We start from the raw sequence: 23610 nt of genomic DNA, 5'->3' as shown, positions 1-23610 counted from the left end.
TCGGGCGTCGGATGATTGCCCGGAACCCCGGCGTGGTGCATCGTTGGTCACGGTGTGCCGGGAAGCCTGGTCGGCGCGGTCCCTCCGCTCGGGGGAACCGGAGTGACGGATGAAGGCGGGGCATGCCATGACCACCCCCTTGGCGCAGGCGCGCGGGCTGACGAAGCGCTTCGGCGCGCTGACCGCGGTGGACGAGCTGGACCTCGACGTCGGACCGGGCGAGGTGCTGGGGTTCCTCGGCCCCAACGGCGCGGGCAAGACGACGACCGTCCGCCTGCTGCTCGGCCTGGCCCGCCCGACCTCCGGCGCGGCGACGGTGCTCGGCTGCGACGCGTGGTCGCAGGCCCCGCTGGCCCACCAGGACGTGGGTTTCCTGCCCGCGGAGTTCGCCCTGCACCCCCGGCTCACCGGCTGGGCCAACCTGGAGCACCTGCGACGGCTGCGCGCGACCGCCGCCGAAGCCCACCGGGCGAGGGCGCGCGAACTCGCCGAACGCCTGGACGCCGACCTGAACCGTCCACTTCGGACGCTCTCGTCCGGGAACAGGCGCAAGATCGGCATCATCGCCGCGCTCGCCCACTCCCCCCGCCTTGCCGTGCTGGACGAGCCGATCAGCGGCCTGGACCCGCTGGTGCAGAAGGAGTTCCACGCCATCGTGGACGAGCTGCGCTCCTCCGGTGCCGGGGTGCTGCTGTCCTCGCACACCCTGCCGGAGGTCGAGCGCATCGCCGACCGCGTCGCCATCATGCGCGCCGGGCGGCTGGTCGCGTGCGAGCGCACGGATGTGCTGCTGGGCAAGGCGGTCCACCGCTTCGATGTCACCTTCGCCGACGACGCCGAGGCTGTCTCCTTCCTGCGGCGGTGTCCGTCGCTCACCGCGGTCTCGCGGGTCGAGCACGACGGCGCGGTCGTCCGGTTCGCGGTCGAAGGCGCCGTCACCGACGTGGTCACAACCCTTGGCGCACACCGGGTACTGACGCTCCGGACACCGGAGACCGAGCTTGAAGACGTGTTCCTGCGCTACTACGGCCCGGCGACGGAGGTGGCCCGGTGAACGCGGTCGCGGAGTTGTTCCGGCGCGCGCTCGGCGAGCGGCGCAACGCACTGATCGGCCTGACCGTCGGGGCGATCGGCATGTGCACCCTGGCCCTGGCGATGTACCCCTCGCTGCGCGATCAGCTCGGCGCGCTCACCGCCGTGCTGCCCCCGGAGATCACCGCTTTCTTCGGCGCCGACATGGTCACCCCCGCCGGCTACGTCTCCTCCCAGGTCTTCACCAAGATCGCGCCGTTGCTCGTGATGATCTCGGCCATCGGTGCCGGAGCCCTCTCGTGCGCCTTCGAACGCGGCGGCGTGCTCGCGGTGACGCTGGCGGCCCCGGTGCGGCGCACGCAGATCGTCGCCGCGCACGCGCTCGCCGTCGTCACGGAGGTGGCGGTGCTCGCCGCGGCGGTCGGGGTGGTCCTGGTCGCACTGCGCGAGCCGACAGGGCTGAACATCCCCATCGCGCGGCTGCTGGCGGGAACCGTGGCACTGGCCCTGCTCGGCGCCTTCCACGGGTTGCTCACCCTGGCGGTCGGCGCGGCGAGCGGATCGCGCGGCCTGGCCATCGGCGTGGGAACGGGCTTCGCACTGGGCGGGTTCCTGCTCAGCGGACTCGCCCCCCTGGTCGACTCCGACCTGCTCGGCTTGGTCAGCCCGTTCCACTGGGCGTTCGGCGCCCAACCGCTGGAGGCCGGGTGGAACGGGGCGGTCCTGTCCGGCCTGCTCGCCCTCACCGCCGGGTCCGTCCTGCTCGTCGGCGTGGCCGCCACGCTGTTCCGCCGCCGCGACGTCGGCGGTGCTACGACGTGACGAGCGCCGCGAGCGCCGGTCCGAGGGCGAAGCCGAGCAGGTAGCAGGAGTTGAACAGGCCCAGTGCCGTCCCGCGGTGGCGCTGCGGTACCGCGTCGGCGGCGCGCAACCCGAGGACGCCCTGGCCCGACGCCGCGGTGAGCGAGCCGGTGAAGATCCCGAGCAGCGTGAGCCAGGGCGAGTCCGCGGACCACACCAGCACCGGGGCGAGCACCCCTCCGCCCAGCAGCAGCGCCGTCATCACCGCGACGGGCACCCGAGCGGAGGCCGCCACGACGAGCCAGGACAGCGCCCCACCGAGCAGGAGCGGCCAGAGCAGGGCGGTGCCGATCTCCGCCGGCGTCCACCCCGCGCGGTCGGTGATCAGCCCAGGCGCCGCGTAGATCATCCCGAAGTTGATCACCGCGAACGCCGTCGCCATCGCCGCCGCGGCGAGGAACCGGGGCCCTCGGACGACGTCGGCGGGCACCATCCCGTCCGGCTTGGCGCGCAGGCGCCAGGCCAAGACGGCTCCAGTCAGCACGACCGCGACGGCGCCCCACACCGGCTGGTGCGGGATGAGGACGAGCGCACTCACGAACGCGGTCAGGACCGCTGCTCCGGCGATGTCGAACGCGGTGCCCGCACCCCTCGCGCGGGCCTGTCGCAGGACGATCGGTACGGCCAGGAGGCTGAGCACCGGCAACGCGAAGGCCGCCTGCCAGGACACGGCCGAGCCGACCAGTGAGCCGACCACCGGGCCGGTGGCGCCGACCGCGGCGAGCCCCGAGGTGATCATCCCCATCTGCGCGGGCGTCGCGGCCAGGTCCATCGCCACCACCATCAACGCGGCCGAGCCCAGGGCCTGCACGGCGCTCGCGGCCGCCAGGCCCGGCAACGAGGGCGCGGTCAGCAACACCAGGGAACCGAGCACCGTCAGTGCCGCGCCGGTGAGCGTCGCCCGGCGTTGCCCGCCCGAGGCCAGCACCGCGGCTGCCAAGGGCGTCCCGATGGTGATGCCCCAGCCGAACATCGTCACGATCCAGGTCGCCGCCGCCACGGACACACCGAGCTCGCTCGCCGCGGCGGGCAGCAGCAGGGTGGGCGCCGCCATCCCGAAGGACATCGGCCCCGCCAGCAGTCCCAGCCAGCCCGTGCCGATCACTGCGCGGGCTTCCGTCGCGCTGCCCGTCATCACGCCGCCTTCGTCTCGTGCCGGAGCAGGCCGCGCAGGTCGACGACGAGGTCCCGCAGCCGCCCGGTGGTCTCGGTGTCGGTCAGCCGCCCGTCGCCGTCGACGAGCGCGTCCGCACGGGGCACGCACAGCCGGGTCTCCAGGACCTCGGCCCCGGACACGGCCAGCACCTTGCGCAGCGCCTGCTGCGACCAGTCGGCGCCGTAGTCGCTGGTGCTGACGCCGATCACCGCGACGGGCTTGCCGACCAGCACGCTCTCGCCGTAGGGGCGGGACGCCCAGTCGAGCGCGTTCTTGAGCTGCCCGGGAATGCTGGTGTTGTACTCCGGGGTGGCGATCACCAGGGCGTCCGCGGCGGTGATGGACTCGCGCATGGCGGTGACGGCCGGTCCAGGGTCGTCCTCGTGGTCCTCGTTGAAGGGCGGCACGCCCGCGAGGTCCCGCCACAGCGTCAGATCCGTGTCAGCGGGAGCGACGTCGATCGCGGCGCGCAGCACGGCGGTGCTGAAGGAGGCGGCGCGGAGACTGCCGGAGATGCCCAACAGGGAGAAGGTCGTGCTCATGTCGGTTCCTTCCGTTCGAGGTTCCTGGAAGGACCTTGCGCGCGGGTGGTTACCGACTTCTTCCCACTGGCTGACCGTGTGCTGATCAGCGCCCTATCCTCGGCAGATGCGCTTTGGGGTGCTGGGCCCGCTGGCCGTGTGGACCGATGCGGGCGAGTCCGTGCGCGTTCCTGGCGCGAAGGTCCGCGCTCTGCTGGCCGACCTGCTGGTGCACGCGGGCGAGCCAGTGTCCGCGGATCGGCTCATCGAGGACCTGTGGGGTGAGCAGACGCCCCGGGACGCGTCCGGCGCGCTGCACGTGAAGGTCTCGCAACTGCGACGCGCACTGGCGAGCGCGGAGGCCGATGCCCGCGACCTCGTGGTGTCACAGCCCGCCGGTTACACCCTGCGCGTCCCGGAAGAGGCGGTGGACTCCGGCCGGTTCGGTGCGCTCGTGCGCGCGGCGCGGACGGCTTCGCACCCCGCGGAGGCCGCGGTGCTGCTGAGCGAAGCGCTGTCGTTGTGGCGCGGGGAGCCCTTGGCCGAGTTCGCCGAGGAGGAGTTCGCCCGCGCGGAGGCAGAACGGCTGCGCGAACTGCGGTTGACGGCGATCGAGGACCACGTCGAGGCACGTCTGGCGGTGGGTGAGCACGCCTCCCTGATCGACGAGCTGCGCGTGCTGGTGGACCGGCACCCGCTGCGGGAGCGGCTGCGCGCCGCCCAGATGCGTGCCCTCTACCGCGCCGGGCGGCAGACGGAGGCCCTGGAGAGCTACGACCGCCTGCGCACGGAGCTCGCCGACGAACTCGGCATCGACCCCAGTCCCGCGCTGGTGCGGCTGCGACAGGAGATCCTGACGCAGGACCCGGCCCTGGACGCCTCGCCCGGGGCGCCGCGGACGACCGCGACCAACCTGCCCGCGCCGGTGAGCGACCTGATCGGCAGGGCGAGCGCCGTGACCGAGGTCCGCTCCGCGCTCGCGGCCGCGCGCCTGGTCACGCTCGTCGGCCCCGGAGGCGTCGGCAAGACGCGGCTGGCGGTGGAGGCGGCCAGGGGCGCCCTCGACGAGGCCGTGGACGGGGTGTGGCTGGTCGAGCTGGCCGACGTGTCCCGGGGCGCGGGCGTGGCCGAGGTGATCGACAAGGTCGCGGCCGCGGTGGGAGCGCGCGACGACACGAGCGCTGACGGGCTGTCCCGGCAGGAGAGGCTCGCCGCGGCGCTGGGCGGGCAGAGGGTGCTGCTGGTCGTGGACAACTGCGAGCACGTCGTGGACTCCGCGGCCCACGTGGCGGAGTCACTGCTCGCCACCGCGCCCGAGCTGCGCGTCCTCGCCACCAGTCGTGAACCGCTGGGCATCGCCGGGGAACAGCTCGTCGCGGTTCCGCCGCTGGAGCTGCCCGATCCCGAGGACGACGTCGACCCCGGCCGCGCCGGTCGCCTCGGCGCGGTCGAGCTGTTCGTGCGGCGGGCCGGCGCGGCCGATCCGGGATTCGCGTTGCGGCCGGACAACGTCAAGGTCGTCGCGGGGATCTGCCGCGCGCTGGACGGGCTGCCGCTGGCGATCGAGCTGGCGGCCAGCCGGGTGCGCGCGCTCGGCGTGCACGACCTGGCCGTGCGGCTGGACGACCGCTTCCGCGTGCTCACCACCGGCCCGCGCACCGCCCCCACCCGGCAGCGGACCCTGCGCTCGATGATCGACTGGAGCTGGGACCTGCTGTCCGGGAGCGAGCGCGCTGTCCTGCGCAGGCTCGCCGCGCACTCCGTGAGCCTCAGCCTGGCCTCGGCCGAGGTCGTCTGCGCCGGGGACCCGGTGGCCGAGCACGAGGTGATGGACGTGCTGGCCCAGCTGGTGGACCGGTCGCTGGTCACGGTCGTCACCGACGGGGACCGGACGCGGTACCGGCTGCTGGACACCATCGGCGCCTACGCCCGCGAACGCCTGGACGAGGCGGGGGAGGTCGCGGCGACCCAGCTGCGGCACGCCGAGCACTTCCGCGATCTGGTGCTCTCCGCGAACTCCCACCTCCGCGGGCCGGAGCAGCGCGAGCACCTGCGCCTGTTGGACCGGGAGGCGGCCAACACCAACGCGGCCGTGCTCACCGCGGTGCAGCTCGGGGAGACCGCGCTCGGGCTGGACCTGGTCACCGGCATGGCCTGGTACTGGTACCTGAGGGGGACGTTGCAGGAGGGGCACCGCCTGCTGGGCGCGGTCCTGGAGCTGACCGGCCCCGTCGCCTCCGCGGGAGCGGACGCGCTGCGGGCGCGGGCGTGGCGGCTCGGTTTCGGGTTCCTGCTCGGCTGCGAGCCGGATCCGCTCGGCCAGGGCGCGGAGGTCCTGCGGCGCTGCGCGGAACTGGACGCGCCGGACGTGCTCGCCCGGGTGCGGTGGTGGCTGGCCGTGGCCGGGCGCAGCCGCTCCCCCGCCACCGCGCGCGAGCTGTTCGACGAGGCGCGGGTGGAGTTCGAGCGCCTCGGTGACCGCTGGCACCTGGCGGCGGTCCTGGTGTTCACCGCGGAGAACGCACTGACCTCGGGCGATCCCGAGACGACGGCGGTCGACGCCGCGCGGGCCGCGTCGCTGTTCGCCGAGCTCGGTGACCGCTGGGGGCAGGTGCAGGCCGCCGAGCTGCTGGGCGCGGTCGCCGACATCGCGGGCGACCACGGGCGGGCGGCGGGGTTGTACGAGGGCGCGCTGGGCATGGCCGAGGAGCTGGGCCTGTGGCCCGCCGTCGCACAGCTCCTCGGCCGCCTGACCCGGGTGGCGGTGCTCCGGCGGGACTACCCGGCCGCGATGGAGTTCGGCGACCGGGCCCTGCGGGTGGCGACGGAACGCTCGATCGCGCCGCAGATCGGCTTCGCCAGCGGCGGTCTCGCGCTGGCGGCCCGCCGCATGGGACTGCTCGACACCGCCGAGGCGCACCTGCGCGCCACGCTGGAGTGGGAGCGCCGCATCGACTACGCCACGGGGATGGCCTTCATCCTGACCCAGCTGGGCTTCGTCGCCGAACAACGCGGCGACCTCGACGCGGCCGTGGCCTGGCACCGCGAGGGCCTGGCCGCGGCCCGGCAGACCCACGACCTGCGCGCGGTGGCGTTGTCCCTGGAGGGGTTCGCGGGAACGCGCGTCCTCGCCGGTGATCCCGCCGGGGCCGCGCGGTTGCTCGGGGTCGCGGAGGCCGCGCGCGAGGCCGCCGGATTCCCGCTACCGCCCGCAGAGCGCGACGACGTCGACCGGATCACCGAGGCCGGTGCGTCCGCGCTCGGCGCCGAGGCGTTCGCCAAGGAACTCCTGCGCGGCAAGGAAACTCCCCTGGACGATGTCCTGTCCACTCTGGACTGGGTTAGCCTTCCGGCATGTCCACCGCAGACCAGTTCGTCGCCGTGAACGCACTGCACCCGGACGCGGGAGTGCTCGTCCTCCAGGAGACCAGGGACTTCTGGGACGACCGCGCTGCGGAGGTCGTCGAGGCGGCGCAAACCGAGATCGATGCCGCGCACGACGCGCTCGCCGCCGAACTGACGGCGCGGTGGGGAGATCCGACGAAGGTGGAGCTGTGGCCCTACCTGGAAGACGACGACGCCCAGGACCCGATGCTCGAACTCAGCCAGCTCAGCGGCAGCATGCTCGTCTGGCACCGCGGCGCCGGGGGCTGGGTCGCACTCGCCGTGGGCCAGGCGGACGCGGAGTTCCCGATCCAGCTCCTCGCGGCGGCGGGCACGGCGGAGCTGCCCTCCTGACCGGATGACCTTTCGAAGGACGCTCCAGGCGGGGTGGGGCCGTAAGCTGCCCGTTATGACCGACTTCCAGCTGACCCCCCGCGACGCCTTCGACCTGCTGCTGGCCGGTAACGAGCGGTTCGTCGCAGGTGCACCGGAGCACCCGAACCAGGACGCGGCACGCCGTGCCGAGGTCGCGCCGTCCCAGCGCCCGTTCGCCGTGCTGTTCGGGTGCTCCGACTCCCGGCTGGCCGCTGAGATCATCTTCGACCGCGGCCTCGGCGACATGTTCGTGGTGCGCACGGCCGGGCACGTGGTCGGCTCGGAGGTGCTGGGCAGCATCGAGTACGGGGTCAGCGTGCTCGACTGCCCGCTGGTGGTCGTTCTGGGTCACGACTCCTGTGGCGCGGTCGCCGCCGCGTGCGCCGCGCTGGAGGAAGGCATGCCACCCGCGGGCTACGTGCGCGACGTCGTCGAACGCGTGACGCCCAGCGTCCTGGCGGCCCGGGCGGCCGGGCGCGTGCAGACCGACGAGATCCTGGCCGAGCACGTGAAGCACACCGTGGACCTCCTGCTGGACCGCTCCCGCGTCCTGGCCGAGCGGGTCGACGCGGGCAAGGCCGCCGTCGTGGGCATGTCCTACCGCCTGGCCGACGGCAGCGCTCAACTGGTCGCGGCGCGTGGGCTCGACCTCTCCAGCAGCTCGGTGTCCTGACGTCAGAACGGTGCCGGGGCGGGTGTGCGCCTGCTCCGGCACCGCCGATGACGTCGTCCGGTGGACTGTCTCAGGCGAACAGCCGCGCGTGTTCGCCCGCCCACTCGGCGAACGTCCGCGGTGACCGGCCGGTGACCTCCTTCACGACCGAGGTCACCACGCCCACCGTCGGCGGAACCGTGGCCCACATCGTGAGCATGAAGTCGATGCCCTCCTCCGGCCAGCCCTCCGCCCGCCACAGCTCGCGCGCCTGCTCGTCGGTCAGCTCCACGAAGTCGAGTTCCCGCCCGACCGCCGCGCCGATGGCCCGCACCTTGTCAGCGGGGGTCAGCGCCTCGGGGCCGGTCACCCGGTAGGACTTGCCCGCGTGACCGCCGTCGACCAGCACGGTGGCCACCACCGCGGCGAAATCGGCGATGTCGACCGAGGCGGTCAGCCTTCCGCCGTACGGCTCCCTGACCACTCCCCCGGTGCGGACGGACTCGGCCCAGCCCAGGGCGTTGGCCATCACGTCGATCGGCAGCAGGATCGTCCACTCGAGGTCGGACGCCCGCACCGCCTGCTCCACCGGGCCGTCGGCCCCGGTGGTCAGAACGGTCACCCGGCGCACGCCCGCCTGGCGCGCCAGTTCCACGAGCCGCGGACCGGTCGCGAGCGGCACGTGGTCGTCCCCGGTGGCGCTCAGCAGGTGGAGCGCGGTGACTCCCCGCAGTGCCACCTCGACGGACCGCGGTTCGGTCAGGTCACCCTCGACGACCTCCACCTGGTCGGGCAGGTCCGCGGCCGCGGCGTTCCGGGTCAGCGCGCGGACGCGGTGACCGGCCCGCAGGAGTTCGTCCACCACAGCGGAGCCGATGGTTCCAGTCGCTCCGGTCACCAAGATCGTCATCGGGGTCGCTCCTCGTGTGGTCGAGCCGGGCTGTCCGGCTTGCGCGAGGAACGTAAACGCCGAGTAGGCCAGAACATGTCCTATATACGGCGGCCCGGAACGCGAGCAGACCGGTCAGCTCGGGGCGTACCTCTCGAAGAGCCCGTTGCGGAACACTCCGCGCGGATCGAACCGGTGTTTGGCGTCGACGAACTTCTCCCACGCGGGGTAAGCCCTGCCGAGCTGGTCGAGCGTGGCGTGGAGCCGATACGGGAGGTAGAAGCTGCCGCCGACGGCGATGGCCGCATCGACCAGCTCTCGGGTCATCGTTCGCATTCGCCGTTCGCCGGCGGGCGACCGGTCCTGTTCGAACAGCATGACGAGCCCGAACACGTCCTGGCAGGCGTACGCCAGCACACTGCGGTCATCCCGACGCACGTCGCGCACGGTCACGTTGAGCAGGTTGCCCTCCGTGCGCCTGATGACGTCGCGGGCGGCTTGCACGAACTCGGGGAGCCGGGTTTGCGGAATGAAGTACTCCTGCAGGACGTCGACCTTCGATCCACTGGCCCCGGAAAAGATCCGGGCCGGCTCGTCGAGCAGACTGTTCCGACTGATCCGGCCTGCCAGGCGCGGCCCGACGTCGCGTTCCAGCCACCACCGCAGCTTTTTTCCGAACTCGTTGTCGGCCGAGTTGCGGAAGATTGCCCGCGTCAGCTCCGGGCGACCAGGACGGCTCAGGGGAAGCACCGTCCCACGGGAACCCGGAACCGGGACGAGGGTGACAATGATCGCTTCGTCGAGAAGATTGTCGGGATCGACGGATAACCGCCCGTATGCCATTTCCACGTCGGAGTTCGGCGCGTAGACGCGCTCTTTGAAGACGTCGAGGTAATCGCGTGTCCGAGTGGTCACGAAACCTGGTGCGTACAGCGCATTGGGGACGACACCGAGTTCGGCGTCCAAGATGACGCCGAACAACCCGTAGCCGCCGAGTGCGTGCCGGAAGAGTTCGGGGTTCTCCGTGGGACTGCACGTCAGGACATCGCCGTCGCCCGTCAGCAGTCGCAGACGCCGCACGGTCCCGCTGATCGGCGCGTGGTCCACCTGCAAGCCATGGCAGTTCACGCTCAGCGAGCCGCCGACGGTGAAGTCGTGATTGGACTGCATCACGTGAGGCGCCAAGCCAAGACGGTTGAGCACAGGGATGACCTCGCGCCAGGTGACGCCCGCGCCGACCCGCATCACACCGCTCGCGGCGTCCACCGTCACGCCCCTCATCGGCTGCGTTTCGAGGATCCAGCCGTCAGCGAGCAGGCTCTGGCCACCCATGGAGTGGCGCACACCTGAGACCGCGAGCGCGGGATCGGCTCCGTCCGCGACCCTGCGGAGCAACGGCCTCAGAGCGTCCGCGGTCGACTCCGGAGCGGAAGAGGCGAAGACGACGCCGCGCACCCGGGTCGGGTTGAGCGTGCTCGCGTCGTCGAGGAACTCCGACGGCGGGGCGGCCGGCGGCAGCTTCCCCCTGTCCATCCACTTCCGGGCCACGGTACCGGCGAGGCCACCAGCGGCAAGACCGCCCAACGCCGCGGCGCCGCGAGCGAGCAGGCTTCGGTGGCTCAGCGACATGCCCGCTCCCCGGGAAACAGTTCTCCGATCAGCATGGCCTGATGTAGTGGGCATTCTTGGTGAAGAGGAGCACGCCGATCGGCGTGTAGCCAGGGCGGACGCATTCTTCCCCATCACTGGCGGGCCAGATCCTGTCGATGTGGATGAGGACGTTGCCGGAGCCGCAGTGGTTGTAGTAAGCGTAGGTCTCCAAGCCGAAGAAGCCGCACGGGTGCGCCGACGCGCGCTCCTCGGTCGCGTGCGCGGTACCGGCCAGCCCGACCGCAGACGCGCACAGCACGAGCGCAGCGGACAACAGCCTCATGGTCACGAAAACCCCCGTGTCCCGAATGCGAAACAATGCAACACAGTGCATCTCACAAAATAATTTCAGCGCATATTCCCGCCGCACCACGCAAAGTAACCACGACATCGGTCGAGGACAACGGTTTCACGCAGGCGTGAAACCACCCGTACAACCCCGTCGCGATAACCGGTGGCGAGTTTTTCTCGATTCTTCGGATAAGAGGTCAGCGGCTCACCGAGATGGCGACGGCGGCGAGCACGTGCGGTCTCCGACTCAGGCGGAGCACACCCACCGGGCGGCCCCGACGACGGCGGACCAGGGCGGAAGGGGTATCGCGGCGCTGGGCGGGGCGAGCCAGCGCAGAGCGCCGCCGGTGGCGTCCGGTGCGGGGAGCGCGATGGTCGTCCCTCTGCGGTGCCAACCGATGTTCAGCCGCACCAGGTCCTCCCACGAGCTCAGGCGCATCGACGTGCGAGCGCCGGTGAGGAAGACCCAGTCGGCCGGCGAGCCTGGCAAGACGATGATCGGGGCGCGGAACATGTGCCGGACGAGGTAGGCGTTGACCTCCGCCGCGATCCCGGCACGCATCACCAGCGCGTCGATCGTCGTGCCCAGGCGGAGCCGGACCTCACCGGCGGCGGTGTCGATCGTCGTCGGCCACGCCGCAGCACGGCACTGGACGGGGATTCGCTGCTGCGCCGGCGTGGTCATGGCTCCGGACTCCTCTTCCGTCGTCACGCGGATCCGTGGAGTTCCAGCAGACTCCTGGCGCGCCCGGACCGCTGGAGGCCAAGCTCCTCGGAACTGAGGCCGGTCGGCCGCGCCACAGGGACTTCCGACCCGGGCACACGGGCGCGGGACCGTGCGAGCGTCGCTTCCAGGAGCCCTCCCGGAGGTGGCACATGAAACCCGGTCTGCCTGACCACGACACCGTGCTGGCGGCGATCACGCTGGCCAACCGCGCGCCGTCAGTGCACAACTCGCAGCCCTGGATCTGGCGGGTCGGCGACACGGCGCTGCACCTCTACGCCGACTGGACCCGGCACGTCCCGGTCACCGACCCCGACGGGCGCGACCTGGCGATCAGCTGCGGCGCGGCGCTGCACCACCTGCGGGTCGCGTTCGCCGCGCTCGGGTGGGGAACGGTCGCGCACCGCGTGCCCAACCCCGACGACCCGAACCACCTGGCCTCGGTGGCGCTGTTCGGCAGGAAGCCCACCGCGGAGGACATCTCCCTGGTGTCGGCCATCCCGGCGCGCCGCAGCGACCGCCGCCTGTACAGCTCGTGGCCGATACCGGAGCAGTTGCTGGAACAGCTCACCAAGGCGGCGGCCGACGAGGGTTGCGCCCTGCGGGTGGCCACGGACGCCGCCGCGCGCGAGGAGCTGCTGCGGGCGATCGCCGATGCCGATCGGGAACAGCAGGACGACCCGGCCTACGCCGCGGAGCTGGCCCAGTGGAGCGGTCGCGGGAGCGCCGAACGGGACGGCGTGCGATCCGTGCTGAGCACGGCCCTGCACGCGGGACCGGATGACGTCCGGCTGCGGGTCTTCAGCGATCCGCGGCTCGCCGAGCCATCGGGTTCCTACGCCGATCCGGACGCCGGGGTCCTCGTCGTCATCGGCACCCCCGGTGACGATCTCGCCGACCGACTGCGGGCAGGGGCGGCCACGAGCGCGGTGTTGTTGCGCGCCACGGGTTTCCAGCTCGCCAGCTGTCTGATCTCCCAACCGCTGGAAGTCCTCGGCCCCCGGGCGCGCGTGCGCGAGCGGGTGCTCGGCGGCGTGCTGCACCCGCAGCTGGTGATCCGGCTGGGCTGGGCCCACATCAACGCCGATCCGCTGCCCGCCAGCCAGCGGCGGCCCGCGTCGGACGTCATCGAACCGCTCGACCCGTGAACGCCACCGAGGAGAAGACATGACCGCTTACGTGCTCGGATTCGACGACCTCCGCAGGCAGGACACCGCCGTCGCCGGTGGCAAGGGGGCCAACCTCGGCGAGCTCACCGCGGCGGGCCTTCCCGTGCCGCCGGGGTTCGTCGTCACCGCGGACTCCTATCTGTCCTCAATGGGCATTTCCGGGGTACGCGGTGAGATCGCCGCCCTCGTGCGGCACGCGCTGGAGGGCTCCGGCGATCTCGCCGCCCTCGCCGGCCAGCTCCAGGCCCTGGTCCGGCGGACAGGCGTCACCGACGCGGTGCGCGCCGCGGTCACCGCCGCCCACACCCGGCTCGGGGCCGCGGGCGGGGTGGCGGTGCGCTCCTCGGCGACCTCGGAGGACACGGCGGGCGCCTCGTTCGCGGGGATGAACCAGACGTTCACCAACGTGATGACGGCGAAGGAGGTCGTCGACCGCGTCGTGGAGTGCTGGGCATCCCTGTTCGGCGAGCGGTCGCTGGCCTATCGCGCCGAACGCGGGCTCACCGAGGAACCGGCCATCGCCGTCGTCGTGCAGGCCATGGTGCCCTCCGAGCGCTCGGGCGTGATGTTCACCGCCGATCCCGCGACCGGTGAGCGGGACCGGGTCGTGGTGGAGGCGGCCTTCGGCCTCGGCGAGGTCGTGGTCAGCGGAGCGGTGGAACCGGACACCCACGTCGTGTCCACAAAGGACTTCACCCTGCTCCGCACGCGGCTGGGCACCAAGAAGTTCAAGCTGGTGCGCGCGGCCGAGGGCGGGGACCAGCGGATCGACCTCGCCGACGAGGAGGCGACGCGGCGCGTGCTGACCGACGCGGAGGCGGTCGACCTGGCCCGCCTCGCGGTGCGGGTGCAGGAGCACTACGGCTGCCCGCAGGACATCGAGTGGGCGATCGCCGACGGCCGGACCTGGCTCGTCCAGTCCCGGCCGATCACCACCCTCGACAACGACTCCGGCGTGCTGCTCACCGGCCTGGCCGCCTCCCCCGGCACCGCCACCGGCGCGGTGCGGGTGCTCGCCTCCCCCGCCGAGGGGCTGCGGCTGCGGGACGGCGACGTGCTCGTGGCGGCGATGACGAACCCGGACTGGGTGCCGACGATGCGCCGCGCGGCCGCGGTCGTCACCGACGAGGGCGGCATGACCTGTCACGCGGCGATCGTGGCTCGCGAGCTGGGCGTGCCCTGCGTGGTCGGCACCAGGACCGCGACCAGCACGCTGCGGGAGGGCCACCAGGTCACCGTGGACGGCAAGCAGGGCACCGTCTCCGCCGGTGCCGCGCAACCGGTGCGGACCGAACCCGTCTCGTCCCCGGCGATGCCTGCCTTCGAACCCTTGGCCACCAAGCTCTACGTCAACCTGGCCCTGCCCGGACACGCCGAGGACGTCGCCGCGCTGCCGGTCGACGGCGTCGGCCTGCTGCGCGCGGAGTTCATGCTCACCGAGGCGCTCGGCGGAACGCACCCGCGGCGCTTCCTCGCCCAGGAGGGCCCGGAGCGGTTCGTCGCGGCCATGACCGAGTCGCTGCTGCGGATCACCCGGCCGTTCATGCCGCGTCCGGTGATCTACCGGGCGATGGACTTCCGCAGCAACGAGTTCCGCGGCCTGGTGGGCGGTGAGGACTTCGAGCCGGTGGAGAACAACCCGATGATCGGCTACCGCGGCTGCTTCCGGTACGTGCGCGAGCCCGAGCTGTTCGCCCTGGAACTGCAGGCGCTGGCCCGGGTCCGGGAGCAGACGCCGAACCTGCACCTGATGATCCCGTTCGTCCGCACCCGCTGGGAACTGGCCGCCTGCCTGGAGATGGTCGACGACAGCCCGCTCGGCCGCCAGCGCGGACTGCTGCGCTGGGTGATGGCCGAGGTTCCCTCGGTGGTCTACCGCATCCCCGAGTACGCGGCGATGGGCGTCGACGGCGTCTCCATCGGCAGCAACGACCTCACCCAGCTGGTGCTGGGCGTGGACCGCGACTCCGCCCCGTGCGCCGAGTTGTTCGACGAGTCCGACCCCGCGGTGCTCGACACCATCACGCGCATCATCCAGGCGTGCCACCGCGCGGGAATCACCTCCTCGCTGTGCGGTCAGGCGCCGTCCAACCGCCCGGAGTTCACCGAACACCTGGTGCGGGCCGGGATCACGTCGGTGTCGGTGAACCCCGACGTCGTCCAGCACGCCCGGATGGTGATCGGCTCGGCCGAACGCCGCCTCGTGCTGGACGCGGCACTGCGGTGAGCGGCCACCGGTGTCCTCAGCCGGATCCCGGCCGAGGACACCGGCCGCGGGTGCGGCTCCACTGGTCCGTCCTCGCCCTCGCGCCCGGCGTCACCCTGCCCATGGCGCTGATCGCGTTGCCCCGGCAGGCTCCCGGCCACGCGCCCGCCGGGTACTGGATCGCGGGCTCGGCGATAGCAGTGCTGCTGGTGGTCTCCGTCGCGGCCCACGAGCTCGCGCACGTGCTCGCCGCGCGCAGCAGGCGTCGCACGGTCAAGTGGGTGAGCCTCACCCTGTTCGGCGGGTCCACCGAGCTGGCGGACGAAAAGCGCACACCCCGGTCTGAGGCGGCCATCTCTGCTGCCGGGCCCGTGATGAACCTCGTGCTCGCCGGGCTCTTCCTGGCCCTGGCCGGCGTCGGCGCAGCGGTGGGCGTCCACCGGCTCGTTCCGGTCGCACTGGCGTGGCTGGGCACCTTCAACGTGATCCTGACCCTGGTCAACCTCATCCCCGGCGTCTCATCGGACGGCGGTCAGGTCGTGATCGCCGCCCTGTGGAAGCGCGGCGGTGACCTGGACCGAGCACGGACGGTCGTCCGACGCGCCGGACTGCTGCTCGGGGGCTGCGCCTTCGTGCTGGGGGCGGTGCTCGTCCTGGGCGGATCTGTCCACAGTGGACTTGTCGTGGCGACTTCGGGGTGGCTGCTCGCCGATCCGACCGGTGTTTGCCGGTGACGCTGCTTGGGCTGGGCTGCGTGCTTGTGCTGGTTCCAGCGGGGGTGGCTGGTTCCGGCGTGGGCGGCTGGTTCCGGCGTGGGCGGCTGGTTCCAGCGAGGGCGGCTGGTTCCAGCGAGGGCGGCTGGTTCCAGCGAGGGCGGCTGGTTCCAGCGAGGGCGGCTGGTTCCAGCGAGGGCTGGCTGGTTCCGGCGTGGGGTCGGCTTGACCTGGGGCCCCTTGCGCGTGCCCTTGGGCCTCACGGGGGCACGGGATGAAACTCCGGCCCTCGCGGGAAGCGTATGGCACGCGCACCCCAGGTAAAGCCTCAGCCGGCAGCCCCGGCTTGCGGCGGCTGGAACCTGGTTTCCCTTGCCGCGTAAGGGAAAGTTCACTCCGTAGAGCCATGATCCACTATTTGCAGACGCCAAAATAAGGGTATGGCCCCTGCCGATATCGAAGACGAACTCGTCGCCGCCTACGCCGCCATCGGTAAGGCTGTCGCGGACTTCGCCTCGACCCTGATGAAGCTCTATGACGACCTCGACCCGCAAGTGCAGCAGTACGCCGGGGATGTCCTGATGCCGCTGCTGCGTGTCTCCCAGGTCAAGGGCAACAAGCTCATCGACCGCGCCATGTCGCTGGTGGAGCACCCGGCGGTGTTGGAAGCGTTGTCGGAGGGGCGGATCGATGAGGGCAAGGCGCTGATGATCATCGATCAGGTCAGTGTCCTCGACGCGGCCAACCAAGCCATCGCCGAGCCGGTGCTGATCAACCACGCGGCCACGCATAACTACACGGCGAGCCAGCGGTATGCCCGGCGGTATGTCCTCAAGCTCGATGCCGAGGCGGCGTTGCGGCGTCATGAGGAGAAGCGCAAGCAGCGGTTGGTGGAGAAGTTCAACCTCGACGACGGCATGTGCTCGCTGCGCGTCGTGCTGCCCGCGCTCGAAGCAGCGCTGGCCTTCGATCGGATCGACCGCATCGCCCGCGCGTTGCCCAAAGATGACCGAACGTTGGACCAGAAACGATCCGACGTAGCAGCGGATCTGTTGATGGGTAAAGACACTCCGGCACCGCAGGGCGAGGTGTGCGTGAACCTCACGATGCCGATCACCAACATCCTGGGCCTGACCACAGACCCGGTCATGCTCGCCGGATACGGACCGCTGCCCGCCCCCATCGTGGCCGATGTCGCGGCGAACGGGATCTGGAAGCGCATCCTGACTGACCCCGTCACCGGGATGGCCGAGCACATCACCACCTACCGGCCGACCCCGGCGCAACGGGAGTTGATCAACGCGCGGTATCCGACGTGCACCATGGTCGGCTGCAACCAACCGGCGCACCGCTGCGACGTGGATCATTGCTGTCCCTTCGATGGCACCAACACCACGGTGCAGAACCTGCGCCCGAAGTGCAGGCACCATCACCGGATGAAGACCCACTCCAGCTGGACCTGCGAGAACCGGGCGGACGGGACGCATGCGTGGACCACGCCGAGCGGCAAGGTGATCGAGACCGAACTCGAACCCATCGCCGAGCCCGCACCCTTCTAGGCAGCACAGGACAGTGCCTAGAAGACGACGTTCCCGGCCGCGCGGAACTGGCCGCGGACGCGCTCGACCAGCTCCACCGGCGGGGTCGGGGTGTCGGCCAGCGGGAACGGGATGCCGAGCGCGGCGTACTTGGGCGCGCCGAGCTTGTGGAAGGGCAGCACCTCGACGCGCTCCACAGTGGACAGTCCGGCGGTGAAGGACGCAATGCCCTCGACGTTGTCCGGGGCGTCGGTCAAGCCGGGCACGAGGACGAAGCGGACCCACATCGGCTTGCCCATGGCGCTGAGCCGCCGGGCGAACGTGAGGGTGGGCTCCACCTCGCCGCCGGTGACCTCGTGGTAGGTCTCGGGGTCCCAGGACTTGACGTCCAGCAGCACCAGGTCGGTGTCGGCGAGCAGTTCGTCGGTGGCCCAGGCACCGAGGTAGCCGGAGGTGTCGAGCGCGGTGTGCAGGCCGAGCGCCTTCACCTCGCTCAGCAGTTCCTCGACGAAGTCCGGTTGCAGCAGGGGTTCCCCGCCGCTGACGGTGAAACCGCCGCCCGCGACCTCGATGAACCGTCGGTACTTCGCGACCTCCGCGATGACCTCGTCGACGGTGCGGCGGCTGCTGTCGCGCATGCGCCAGGTCTCCGGGTTGTGGCAGTACCGGCACCGCAGCGGACAGCCGCCGAGGAACAGCACGAAGCGCGTTCCGGGGCCGTCCACCGCGGTCGCCAGGTCCCAGGAGTGGACCGCTCCGGTGGTCACAGCGATCCGTGGAAGGTGCGGTTGATGACGTCGCGCTGCTGTTCGCGGGTGAGCCGGACGAAGTTCACCGCGTAACCCGACACCCGGATCGTCAACTGCGGGTACTTCTCCGGGTGCTCCATCGCGTCCACGAGGGTCTCGCGGTTGAGCACGTTGGCGTTGAGGTGGAAGCCACCCGCGTCCACGTAGGCGTCGAGCACACCGACGAGGTTCGTGACGCGCTCGTCGTGCGCGCGACCGAGGCCGTCCGGGGTGATCGTCGCGGTCAGCGAGATCCCGTCCAGCGCCTGGTCGTAGGGCAGCTTGGCCACCGACAGCGCCGCGGCCACGAGCCCGTGGCCGTCCCGGCCGTTCATCGGGTTGGCGCCGGGCGCGAAGGGCTCGTGGGCGCGGCGGCCGTCGGGGGTGTTGCCGGTGTGCTTGCCGTACACCACGTTCGAGGTGATCGTGAGAACCGACTGCGTGTGCTGCGCGCCTCGGTAGGCCGGGTACTCGCGCACCTTGGCCATGAAGTCCTCGACCACCTCCACGGCGATGCGGTCGGCGCGGTCGTCGTTGTTGCCGTAGCGGGGGAAATCCCCTTCCACCACGTAGTCCACGGCAATGCCCGCGTCGTCCCGGATCACCCCCACCCGGGCGTTCCTGATCGCCGACAGGCTGTCCACGACGACCGACAGCCCCGCGATGCCGCAGCCGAGCAGCCGCTGCACCGGGTAGTCGTGCAGCGCCATCTCGATCCGCTCGTAGGCGTACTTGTCGTGCATGTAGTGGATGATGTTCAGCGCGTCCACGTACACCCCGGCGAGCCAGTCGGTCATCCGGTCGAAGGCGATCTCCACCTCGCGCGGATCGAGGTGGTCACCGCGCAGCGCGGGAAACGGCGGGGTGACTTGTTCCCCGCTCAGCTCGTCACGACCGCCGTTGATCGCGTACAGCAGAGCCTTGGCCAGGTTGACCCGCGCGCCGAAGAACTGCATCTGCTTGCCGACGCGCATCGCCGAGACGCAGCAGGCGATCGCGGTGTCGTCGCCGAAGCGCGGCCGGATCAGCTCATCGCTCTCGTACTGGATCGAGCTGGTGTCCACCGAGACCTGCGCGCAGAACCGCTTGAAGCCCTCGGGCAGGTGCGGCGACCACAGCACGGTCAGGTTCGGTTCCGGTGCGGGACCGAGGTTGTACAGGGTCTGCAGCATCCGGAACGACGTCCTGGTCACCAGGGGACGACCGTCCTCCCCCATGCCGCCCAAGGTCTCCGTGACCCAGGTCGGGTCACCGGAGAACAGCTCGTCGTAGGCGGGCGTGCGCAGGAAGCGGACGATCCGGAGCTTGATCACCAGGTCGTCGATGAGCTCCTGCGCCTCGCGCTCGGTGATCGTGCCGGCCGTCAGGTCCCGCTGGAGGTAGATGTCGAGGAAGGTCGCGTTGCGCCCCAGGGACATCGCGGCGCCGTTCTGCTCCTTCACCGCCGCCAGGTAGCCGAAGTACAGCCACTGCACGGCCTCCCGGGCGGTCTCGGCGGGCCGGGAGATGTCATGGCCGTAGGAGTGCGCCATCTCCCGCAGCTCCTCCAGCGCACGGATCTGCTCGGCCAGCTCCTCCCTGTCCCTGATGATGTCCTCTGTGGACGGAACGTCGTCGATCGAGGCGCGCTCGCGGAACTTCTGCTCCAGCAGGCGCTTCACGCCGTAGAGCGCGACCCTGCGGTAGTCGCCGATGATCCGGCCACGGCCGTAGGAGTCGGGCAGCCCGGTGATGATCCCCGCGCGGCGGGCCCGCTGGATCTGCGCCGTGTAGGCGTCGAACACCCCGTCGTTGTGCGTCTTGCGGTACTTGGTGAAGATCTCCTTCACCGCCGGGTCCAGCTCGTAGCCGTAGGCGATCAGACCGTTCTCGACCATCCGCAGACCGCCGAAGGGCATGATCGCGCGCTTGAGCGGCGCGTCGGTCTGCAGGCCCACGATCAACTCGCGCTCGCGGTCGATGTAGCCGGGAGCATGGGAAGTGATCGACGCCGGAGTGCGCGTGTCGACGTCGTGGACGCCCTTGCGGCGCTCCTCGACGAACATCGCGGTGAGCTTCGCCCACAGCGCGGTCGTCCGTTCCGTGGGGCGGGAGAGGAAGTCCGCGCCACCGCGGTAGGGGCTGTAGTTGTGCTGGACGAAGTCGCGGACGTCGATCGAACTCCGCCACTTCTCGCCCTGGAACCCTTGCCAGGCAGCCGTTTCCACGGTCGGCGCGGACATGGTCACGATCCTCTCGTTCAGCGGGACAGCACGACCTTGAGCGCACCGGTGTCGGCGGGCCGGGAGAACACGTCGTAGGCGGTCTCGATCTCGTCGAGGCCGTAGCGGTGGGTGATGTAGCGCTCGGCGTCCAGCCGGCCCGCGGCGAGCATCCGCAGCAGGCGCGGCGTGGAGCTGGTGTCGACCAGACCCGTGGTGAGCGTGATGTCGCGAATCCACAGCTCTTCCAGGTGCAGCGTGGCGGGCCTGCCGTGCACGCCGATGTTCGCGATGTGACCGCTCGGCCGGACCAGGCGGGTGCACAGCTCGAAGCTCTCCGGCACACCGACCGCCTCGATCACGGTGTCCGCGCCGAGGTCGTCGGTCAGCTCGGCGATGACCGTCAGCGGGTCGTCCGCGGCGTTGACCACGATGTCCGCGCCGAACTGCTTGGCCGCGTCCAGCCGCGAGGCAGCGAGGTCGACCGCGACGATGTGGCTGGGGCTGTAGAGCTGCGCGGTCTGGATCGCGGCCAGACCGATCGGCCCCGCCCCGACCACGACGACGGTGTCACCCGGGGTGACGCGCCCGTTGAGGACGCCCACTTCGTAGGAGGTCGGCAGGATGTCGGCCAGCATCACCGCGGCGGCGTCGGAGACCGCCTCCGGCAGCAGGTGGGTGGAGGTGTCGGCGAAGGGCACCCGGACGTACTCGGCCTGCGTGCCGTCGACGGTGTGCCCGAGGGTCCACCCGCCTCCGCCCTGGCACTGGCCGTAGGTCCCGCCGCGGCAGTACTCGCAGCGCCCGCAGGCGGTGATGCAGGAGATCAGCACCCGGTCGCCGGGCCTGCGGCCCAGCACGGCGGGACCGACGCTCTCGATCGTGCCGACCGCTTCGTGACCGAGAACGCGGCCCGGCTCCACCTCCGGAACGTCGCCCTTGAGGATGTGCAGGTCGGTGCCGCAGATGGTGACCGCGTCCACCCGCACGACCGCGTCGGCGGGGTGGGTGACCTCCGGCTTGGGCACCTGTTCCCACGCTCGGTTGCCGGAACCGTGGTAGACCAGCGCCTTCATGGCTTCTCCTTGTCGGGTAAGGGTTTCAGGAACCCTGCGGGTGCGGGCGGGTGATCGCGACCGGGCAGGGCGCGTGGTGCAGGAGGGCCTGGCTGGTGGAGCCGAGCAGCATCCCGCACAGGCCACCCCGGCCACGCGAGCCGACCACGAGCAATCGCGCGGCGGCCGCCTCCCTCATCAGGGCGCGCGTCGCGGACTCCTTGGTGACCACGCGCCGCACCACGACGTCGGGGTACTTCTCCTGCCAGCCCGCCAACCGTTCGGCCAGCAGCAGGTACGCCTCGGCCTCGATGGCTTCCCAGTCGAGTGCCACATAGGGCGCCATCGCCCACGCGCTCTCGGCGACGTGGTCGTTCCAGGTGTGCACCACAACCAGCTCGGCACCGCCCCGGGACGCCTGGTCGAAAGCGAACTCCAGCACAGCGTCGCTGGCCGGCGACGCATCAACACCCGCCACCACGCAGCCCTCGCGCGACGGCTCGCAGTTCCCGGTTGCCCCCCGGACGACCACGACCGGGCAGCGCGCGTGAGCGGCCAGCGCGAGGGCGACCGAACCCACGACCAGCGCGGTGAACCCGCCGAGCCCGCGGGAGCCGAGCACGACCAGCTGAGCCTGCTCGGACAAGGTGGTCAACGTCTCCGCGGCGGTGCCGACGACCAGCTGCGTGGCCACCTCGATGCCCGGTGCGATCTCCCTGGCGCGCTCCGCGGCCGCCACGAGGTAGTCGCTGCCCTGCTCACGCAGCGCCTCGGAGAAGCTGCGCGGCAGCGGGGTCGGGGTGTAGGTGCTGATCTCCAGACACGCGTGCACGAGGTGCAGCGGCGCCTTCCGCGACGCGGCCTCACGGGCCGCCCAGAGCACGGCGTGGTGGGCAGAGGTCGAACCGTCGACCCCCACGATGATCGGCTTGGTCATGACGGTAGCTCCAGGACGAATTCGTAGGCGGGCTTGTGCGGGACGGCCGCGAGGGCGTGGATCGGCCTTCCCACCCGCAGCAGTGCGTGCGGGCGGCCGGGCAGTTCCAGACGTGCGGCGAGCCCGCGGCGCACCTCGGACAGCTGCAACGGCTGCGTGATCACGGACGCGGCCAGCCCCAGCGCGGTCGCTGACAGCCAGGCGCGTTGAAGCGCGGCGCCGGTCAGCAGGTGCTCTCGCCTGCTGTCGTTCTCGGTGCTGAACACCAGCACGGTCTCCCGGCGGATCTGGGCGGCGATGCCCTCGACATCGGGAGTGGGCCAGTCCCTCCGGACGATGCCGCCGAAGTACAGTCCCGGCCCGAACCGCTCGTGCGGTATTCCCGAGTGCACGCGCCTGTTGTGCCGGTGGGTGGTCCAGCCGCGCAGCTCGTGCTGGTAGGCGCGATTGGCCCGGAACACGTTCCTCGCGTACTCGACGAGACCCGCGACGGTGTGGACGTGCTCCTCCTCCGCGATCAGGTGAACGCCGACACCGCTGCCCGTGGCTGCCTCGGTGATCGTCCGGATCTCCTCGGCGGACAACCCTTCCGCGGCGAACGGGAACCGGTGCGAGCGTCGGAGGGGGATCGCGTCGAACTGAGCGAGTTCGACGTCGCTCGGTGCCAGCCTGTCCGTGGCCGCCACGTGAACGGGGTCCCCCAACGAGGTCGTGCAACGCCAACCCAGCGCGCTCGCGGCCAGCTCCAGGTTCGCCAGCGCCGCTCCGCAGGAGAGCAGCCGGTCACGGCCGGTCGGATCGTGGTGGGGCAGCGCGATGTCGCGGCGCTCGAACAGCAACGCGTTGCGCTCGTGCAGCTCCAGTGCCCACGGCTGGGTGTTGTGCACCGAGGGGGCGTGCTGGAGCGCGCGGATCAGGGTCCTGCTCTCGTAGCGGGTCCAGGCACTCATCGTCGATGTCCTTCAGCAGGTGGGCGCGATGGGGCGCTCGACCTCGACGTGCTTGCGCGCGACGCGGTTGGGCGGCGGGATGACCACGACGGGCACGGTGGCGTGGCGGACGCACGCCGCGGCGCACGAGCCGAGCATCACCTCTCGGAGCAGGCCGCCCCGGTGCGAACCGACCACCAGCAGCGCCGCGTCCTCGGCCGCTTCGAGCAACCGCACCGAGGGCGAACCGGAAACGCTCCTGGTCTCCACCGCCACGGCGGCGGGCACCTGCTCCCGCGCCGCGGCGACCGCCTCGGCCAGCAGCGTCCGCGACCCTTCGCGCACCGCCTCGGCACTGGTGAACGCGAAGTCCGAGAGGGGTTCGTGGTTCCAGGCGTTGACGGCGAGCACCGTCGCTCCCCGCAGGGCCGCTTCCTCCAGCGCCCACACCAGGGCGGCTCGCCCGGACTCGTTCTCATCCACTCCGACGACGATCTCGTTGCGGCTCATACCCGTTCCCTTTCACACCCCGGACTTCT

The 23610-nt window shown here is 71.3% G+C and carries 21 protein-coding genes; 9 read left to right on the top strand and 12 right to left on the bottom strand.

Annotation, left to right across the window (positions count from 1 at the left end; all coding sequences use genetic code 11):
* The first annotated feature begins 127 nt into the window (after window positions 1-127).
* A complete protein-coding gene (locus BLT28_RS06040; RefSeq protein WP_030433239.1) occupies window positions 128-1054 on the top strand; it encodes an ABC transporter ATP-binding protein in 927 nt (308 codons plus the stop codon).
* Window positions 1051-1854 carry a hypothetical protein gene (locus BLT28_RS06035; RefSeq protein WP_030433240.1) on the top strand — a complete coding sequence of 268 codons (804 nt, stop codon included), beginning with the start codon at window positions 1051-1053 and terminating at the stop codon, window positions 1852-1854. The genes BLT28_RS06040 and BLT28_RS06035 overlap by 4 nt, the downstream gene beginning before the upstream one ends.
* Here BLT28_RS06035 and BLT28_RS06030 read toward each other — a convergent pair.
* Both BLT28_RS06030 and BLT28_RS06025 read right to left on the bottom strand, forming a co-directional pair.
* Window positions 1844-3028, bottom strand: a complete 1185-nt coding sequence (locus BLT28_RS06030) for an MFS transporter (protein WP_030433241.1) — start codon at window positions 3026-3028, stop codon at window positions 1844-1846. The two genes, BLT28_RS06035 and BLT28_RS06030, sit on opposite strands and share 11 nt — an antisense overlap.
* Window positions 3028-3591 (bottom strand): NADPH-dependent FMN reductase, encoded by a 564-nt coding sequence (locus BLT28_RS06025; protein ID WP_030433242.1) that lies wholly within the window; start codon window positions 3589-3591, stop codon window positions 3028-3030. The genes BLT28_RS06030 and BLT28_RS06025 overlap by 1 nt, the downstream gene beginning before the upstream one ends.
* Window positions 3592-3697: 106 nt before the next feature.
* Between BLT28_RS06025 and BLT28_RS06020 the strand changes: the two genes are divergently transcribed.
* From BLT28_RS06020 to BLT28_RS06010, 3 genes are read left to right on the top strand one after another with little or no spacing between them, the layout of a single operon-like run.
* Window positions 3698-6955, top strand: a complete 3258-nt coding sequence (locus tag BLT28_RS06020) for a BTAD domain-containing putative transcriptional regulator (RefSeq protein WP_052408132.1) — start codon at window positions 3698-3700, stop codon at window positions 6953-6955.
* A complete protein-coding gene (locus BLT28_RS06015) occupies window positions 6925-7308 on the top strand; it encodes a hypothetical protein (RefSeq protein ID WP_052408133.1) in 384 nt (127 codons plus the stop codon). The genes BLT28_RS06020 and BLT28_RS06015 overlap by 31 nt, the downstream gene beginning before the upstream one ends.
* Window positions 7309-7363: 55 nt before the next feature.
* The gene (locus tag BLT28_RS06010; protein ID WP_030433245.1) at window positions 7364-8002 is read left to right on the top strand and encodes a carbonic anhydrase; all 639 of its coding nucleotides are present in this window, start codon (window positions 7364-7366) and stop codon (window positions 8000-8002) included.
* Between the two features lie 70 nt (window positions 8003-8072).
* On the opposite strand, the gene BLT28_RS06005 is transcribed toward BLT28_RS06010, so the two are convergent.
* The 4 genes from BLT28_RS06005 to BLT28_RS05990 all read right to left on the bottom strand — a co-directional run bounded on the left by BLT28_RS06005 (window position 8073) and on the right by BLT28_RS05990 (window position 11496).
* The gene (locus BLT28_RS06005; RefSeq protein ID WP_030433246.1) at window positions 8073-8891 is read right to left on the bottom strand and encodes an SDR family oxidoreductase; all 819 of its coding nucleotides are present in this window, start codon (window positions 8889-8891) and stop codon (window positions 8073-8075) included.
* Between the two features lie 114 nt (window positions 8892-9005).
* Complete coding sequence (locus BLT28_RS06000; protein WP_269459661.1) at window positions 9006-10403, bottom strand: FAD-binding oxidoreductase; 1398 nt, start codon at window positions 10401-10403, stop codon at window positions 9006-9008.
* A gap of 124 nt (window positions 10404-10527) precedes the next feature.
* Window positions 10528-10803, bottom strand: a complete 276-nt coding sequence (locus tag BLT28_RS05995; RefSeq protein ID WP_030433248.1) for a DUF6355 family natural product biosynthesis protein — start codon at window positions 10801-10803, stop codon at window positions 10528-10530.
* A gap of 255 nt (window positions 10804-11058) precedes the next feature.
* On the bottom strand, window positions 11059-11496 hold the full coding sequence (locus BLT28_RS05990; protein ID WP_052408135.1) for a hypothetical protein: 438 nt from the start codon (window positions 11494-11496) through the stop codon (window positions 11059-11061).
* 191 nt (window positions 11497-11687) lie between these two features.
* Between BLT28_RS05990 and BLT28_RS05985 the strand changes: the two genes are divergently transcribed.
* From BLT28_RS05985 to BLT28_RS05970, 4 genes are all read left to right on the top strand, one after another.
* Window positions 11688-12683: an Acg family FMN-binding oxidoreductase gene (locus BLT28_RS05985; protein WP_030433250.1), complete on the top strand. Its 996-nt coding sequence runs from the start codon at window positions 11688-11690 to the stop codon at window positions 12681-12683.
* A 19-nt stretch (window positions 12684-12702) separates the two neighbouring features.
* Window positions 12703-14931: a phosphoenolpyruvate synthase gene (ppsA, locus tag BLT28_RS05980; protein WP_030433251.1), complete on the top strand. Its 2229-nt coding sequence runs from the start codon at window positions 12703-12705 to the stop codon at window positions 14929-14931.
* A gap of 50 nt (window positions 14932-14981) precedes the next feature.
* On the top strand, window positions 14982-15644 hold the full coding sequence (locus tag BLT28_RS05975) for a site-2 protease family protein (RefSeq protein WP_052408136.1): 663 nt from the start codon (window positions 14982-14984) through the stop codon (window positions 15642-15644).
* A 419-nt stretch (window positions 15645-16063) separates the two neighbouring features.
* Window positions 16064-17182, top strand: a complete 1119-nt coding sequence (locus BLT28_RS05970) for an HNH endonuclease signature motif containing protein (RefSeq protein WP_083383670.1) — start codon at window positions 16064-16066, stop codon at window positions 17180-17182.
* A 17-nt stretch (window positions 17183-17199) separates the two neighbouring features.
* Here BLT28_RS05970 and pflA read toward each other — a convergent pair whose 3' ends face one another.
* Genes pflA through BLT28_RS05940 form a run of 6 tightly spaced genes read right to left on the bottom strand, consistent with a single transcriptional unit; the run spans window position 17200 to window position 23581 of the window.
* Window positions 17200-17928 (bottom strand): pyruvate formate-lyase-activating protein, encoded by a 729-nt coding sequence (gene pflA / locus BLT28_RS41200; RefSeq protein ID WP_231950644.1) that lies wholly within the window; start codon window positions 17926-17928, stop codon window positions 17200-17202.
* Window positions 17925-20171, bottom strand: coding sequence for a formate C-acetyltransferase (gene pflB / locus BLT28_RS41195; protein ID WP_030433924.1), 2247 nt, complete (start codon window positions 20169-20171; stop codon window positions 17925-17927). Before pflB ends, pflA begins: the two co-directional genes overlap by 4 nt.
* 17 nt (window positions 20172-20188) lie before the next feature.
* A complete protein-coding gene (locus BLT28_RS05955) occupies window positions 20189-21226 on the bottom strand; it encodes a zinc-dependent alcohol dehydrogenase family protein (RefSeq protein WP_030433923.1) in 1038 nt (345 codons plus the stop codon).
* 25 nt (window positions 21227-21251) lie between these two features.
* Window positions 21252-22142 (bottom strand): universal stress protein, encoded by an 891-nt coding sequence (locus BLT28_RS05950; RefSeq protein ID WP_083383669.1) that lies wholly within the window; start codon window positions 22140-22142, stop codon window positions 21252-21254.
* A complete protein-coding gene (locus BLT28_RS05945) occupies window positions 22139-23092 on the bottom strand; it encodes an Acg family FMN-binding oxidoreductase (protein ID WP_052407947.1) in 954 nt (317 codons plus the stop codon). Before BLT28_RS05945 ends, BLT28_RS05950 begins: the two co-directional genes overlap by 4 nt.
* Window positions 23093-23104: 12 nt before the next feature.
* Window positions 23105-23581, bottom strand: coding sequence for a universal stress protein (locus tag BLT28_RS05940; protein WP_052407946.1), 477 nt, complete (start codon window positions 23579-23581; stop codon window positions 23105-23107).
* Between the last annotated feature and the right edge of the window lie 29 nt (window positions 23582-23610).

This window comes from Allokutzneria albata (assembly GCF_900103775.1).
GTDB lineage: Bacteria > Actinomycetota > Actinomycetes > Mycobacteriales > Pseudonocardiaceae > Allokutzneria > Allokutzneria albata.
The sequence above is the reverse complement of the archived record's forward strand: the minus strand, read 5'-3'. Positions and strand labels throughout refer to the sequence as shown.

Coding starts and splice junctions, on each gene's coding strand:
- BLT28_RS06040 (WP_030433239.1), top strand. CDS start 128: ATGACCACCCCCTTGGCGCAGGCGCGCGGGCTGACGAAGCGCTTCGGC.
- BLT28_RS06030 (WP_030433241.1), bottom strand. CDS start 3,028: ATGACGGGCAGCGCGACGGAAGCCCGCGCAGTGATCGGCACGGGCTGG.
- BLT28_RS06025 (WP_030433242.1), bottom strand. CDS start 3,591: ATGAGCACGACCTTCTCCCTGTTGGGCATCTCCGGCAGTCTCCGCGCC.
- BLT28_RS06020 (WP_052408132.1), top strand. CDS start 3,698: ATGCGCTTTGGGGTGCTGGGCCCGCTGGCCGTGTGGACCGATGCGGGC.
- BLT28_RS06015 (WP_052408133.1), top strand. CDS start 6,925: ATGTCCACCGCAGACCAGTTCGTCGCCGTGAACGCACTGCACCCGGAC.
- BLT28_RS06010 (WP_030433245.1), top strand. CDS start 7,364: ATGACCGACTTCCAGCTGACCCCCCGCGACGCCTTCGACCTGCTGCTG.
- BLT28_RS06005 (WP_030433246.1), bottom strand. CDS start 8,891: ATGACGATCTTGGTGACCGGAGCGACTGGAACCATCGGCTCCGCTGTG.
- BLT28_RS06000 (WP_269459661.1), bottom strand. CDS start 10,403: ATGGACAGGGGGAAGCTGCCGCCGGCCGCCCCGCCGTCGGAGTTCCTC.
- BLT28_RS05995 (WP_030433248.1), bottom strand. CDS start 10,803: ATGAGGCTGTTGTCCGCTGCGCTCGTGCTGTGCGCGTCTGCGGTCGGG.
- BLT28_RS05990 (WP_052408135.1), bottom strand. CDS start 11,496: ATGACCACGCCGGCGCAGCAGCGAATCCCCGTCCAGTGCCGTGCTGCG.
- BLT28_RS05985 (WP_030433250.1), top strand. CDS start 11,688: ATGAAACCCGGTCTGCCTGACCACGACACCGTGCTGGCGGCGATCACG.
- ppsA (WP_030433251.1), top strand. CDS start 12,703: ATGACCGCTTACGTGCTCGGATTCGACGACCTCCGCAGGCAGGACACC.
- BLT28_RS05970 (WP_083383670.1), top strand. CDS start 16,064: ATGGCCCCTGCCGATATCGAAGACGAACTCGTCGCCGCCTACGCCGCC.
- pflB (WP_030433924.1), bottom strand. CDS start 20,171: ATGTCCGCGCCGACCGTGGAAACGGCTGCCTGGCAAGGGTTCCAGGGC.
- BLT28_RS05955 (WP_030433923.1), bottom strand. CDS start 21,226: ATGAAGGCGCTGGTCTACCACGGTTCCGGCAACCGAGCGTGGGAACAG.
- BLT28_RS05950 (WP_083383669.1), bottom strand. CDS start 22,142: ATGACCAAGCCGATCATCGTGGGGGTCGACGGTTCGACCTCTGCCCAC.
- BLT28_RS05945 (WP_052407947.1), bottom strand. CDS start 23,092: ATGAGTGCCTGGACCCGCTACGAGAGCAGGACCCTGATCCGCGCGCTC.
- BLT28_RS05940 (WP_052407946.1), bottom strand. CDS start 23,581: ATGAGCCGCAACGAGATCGTCGTCGGAGTGGATGAGAACGAGTCCGGG.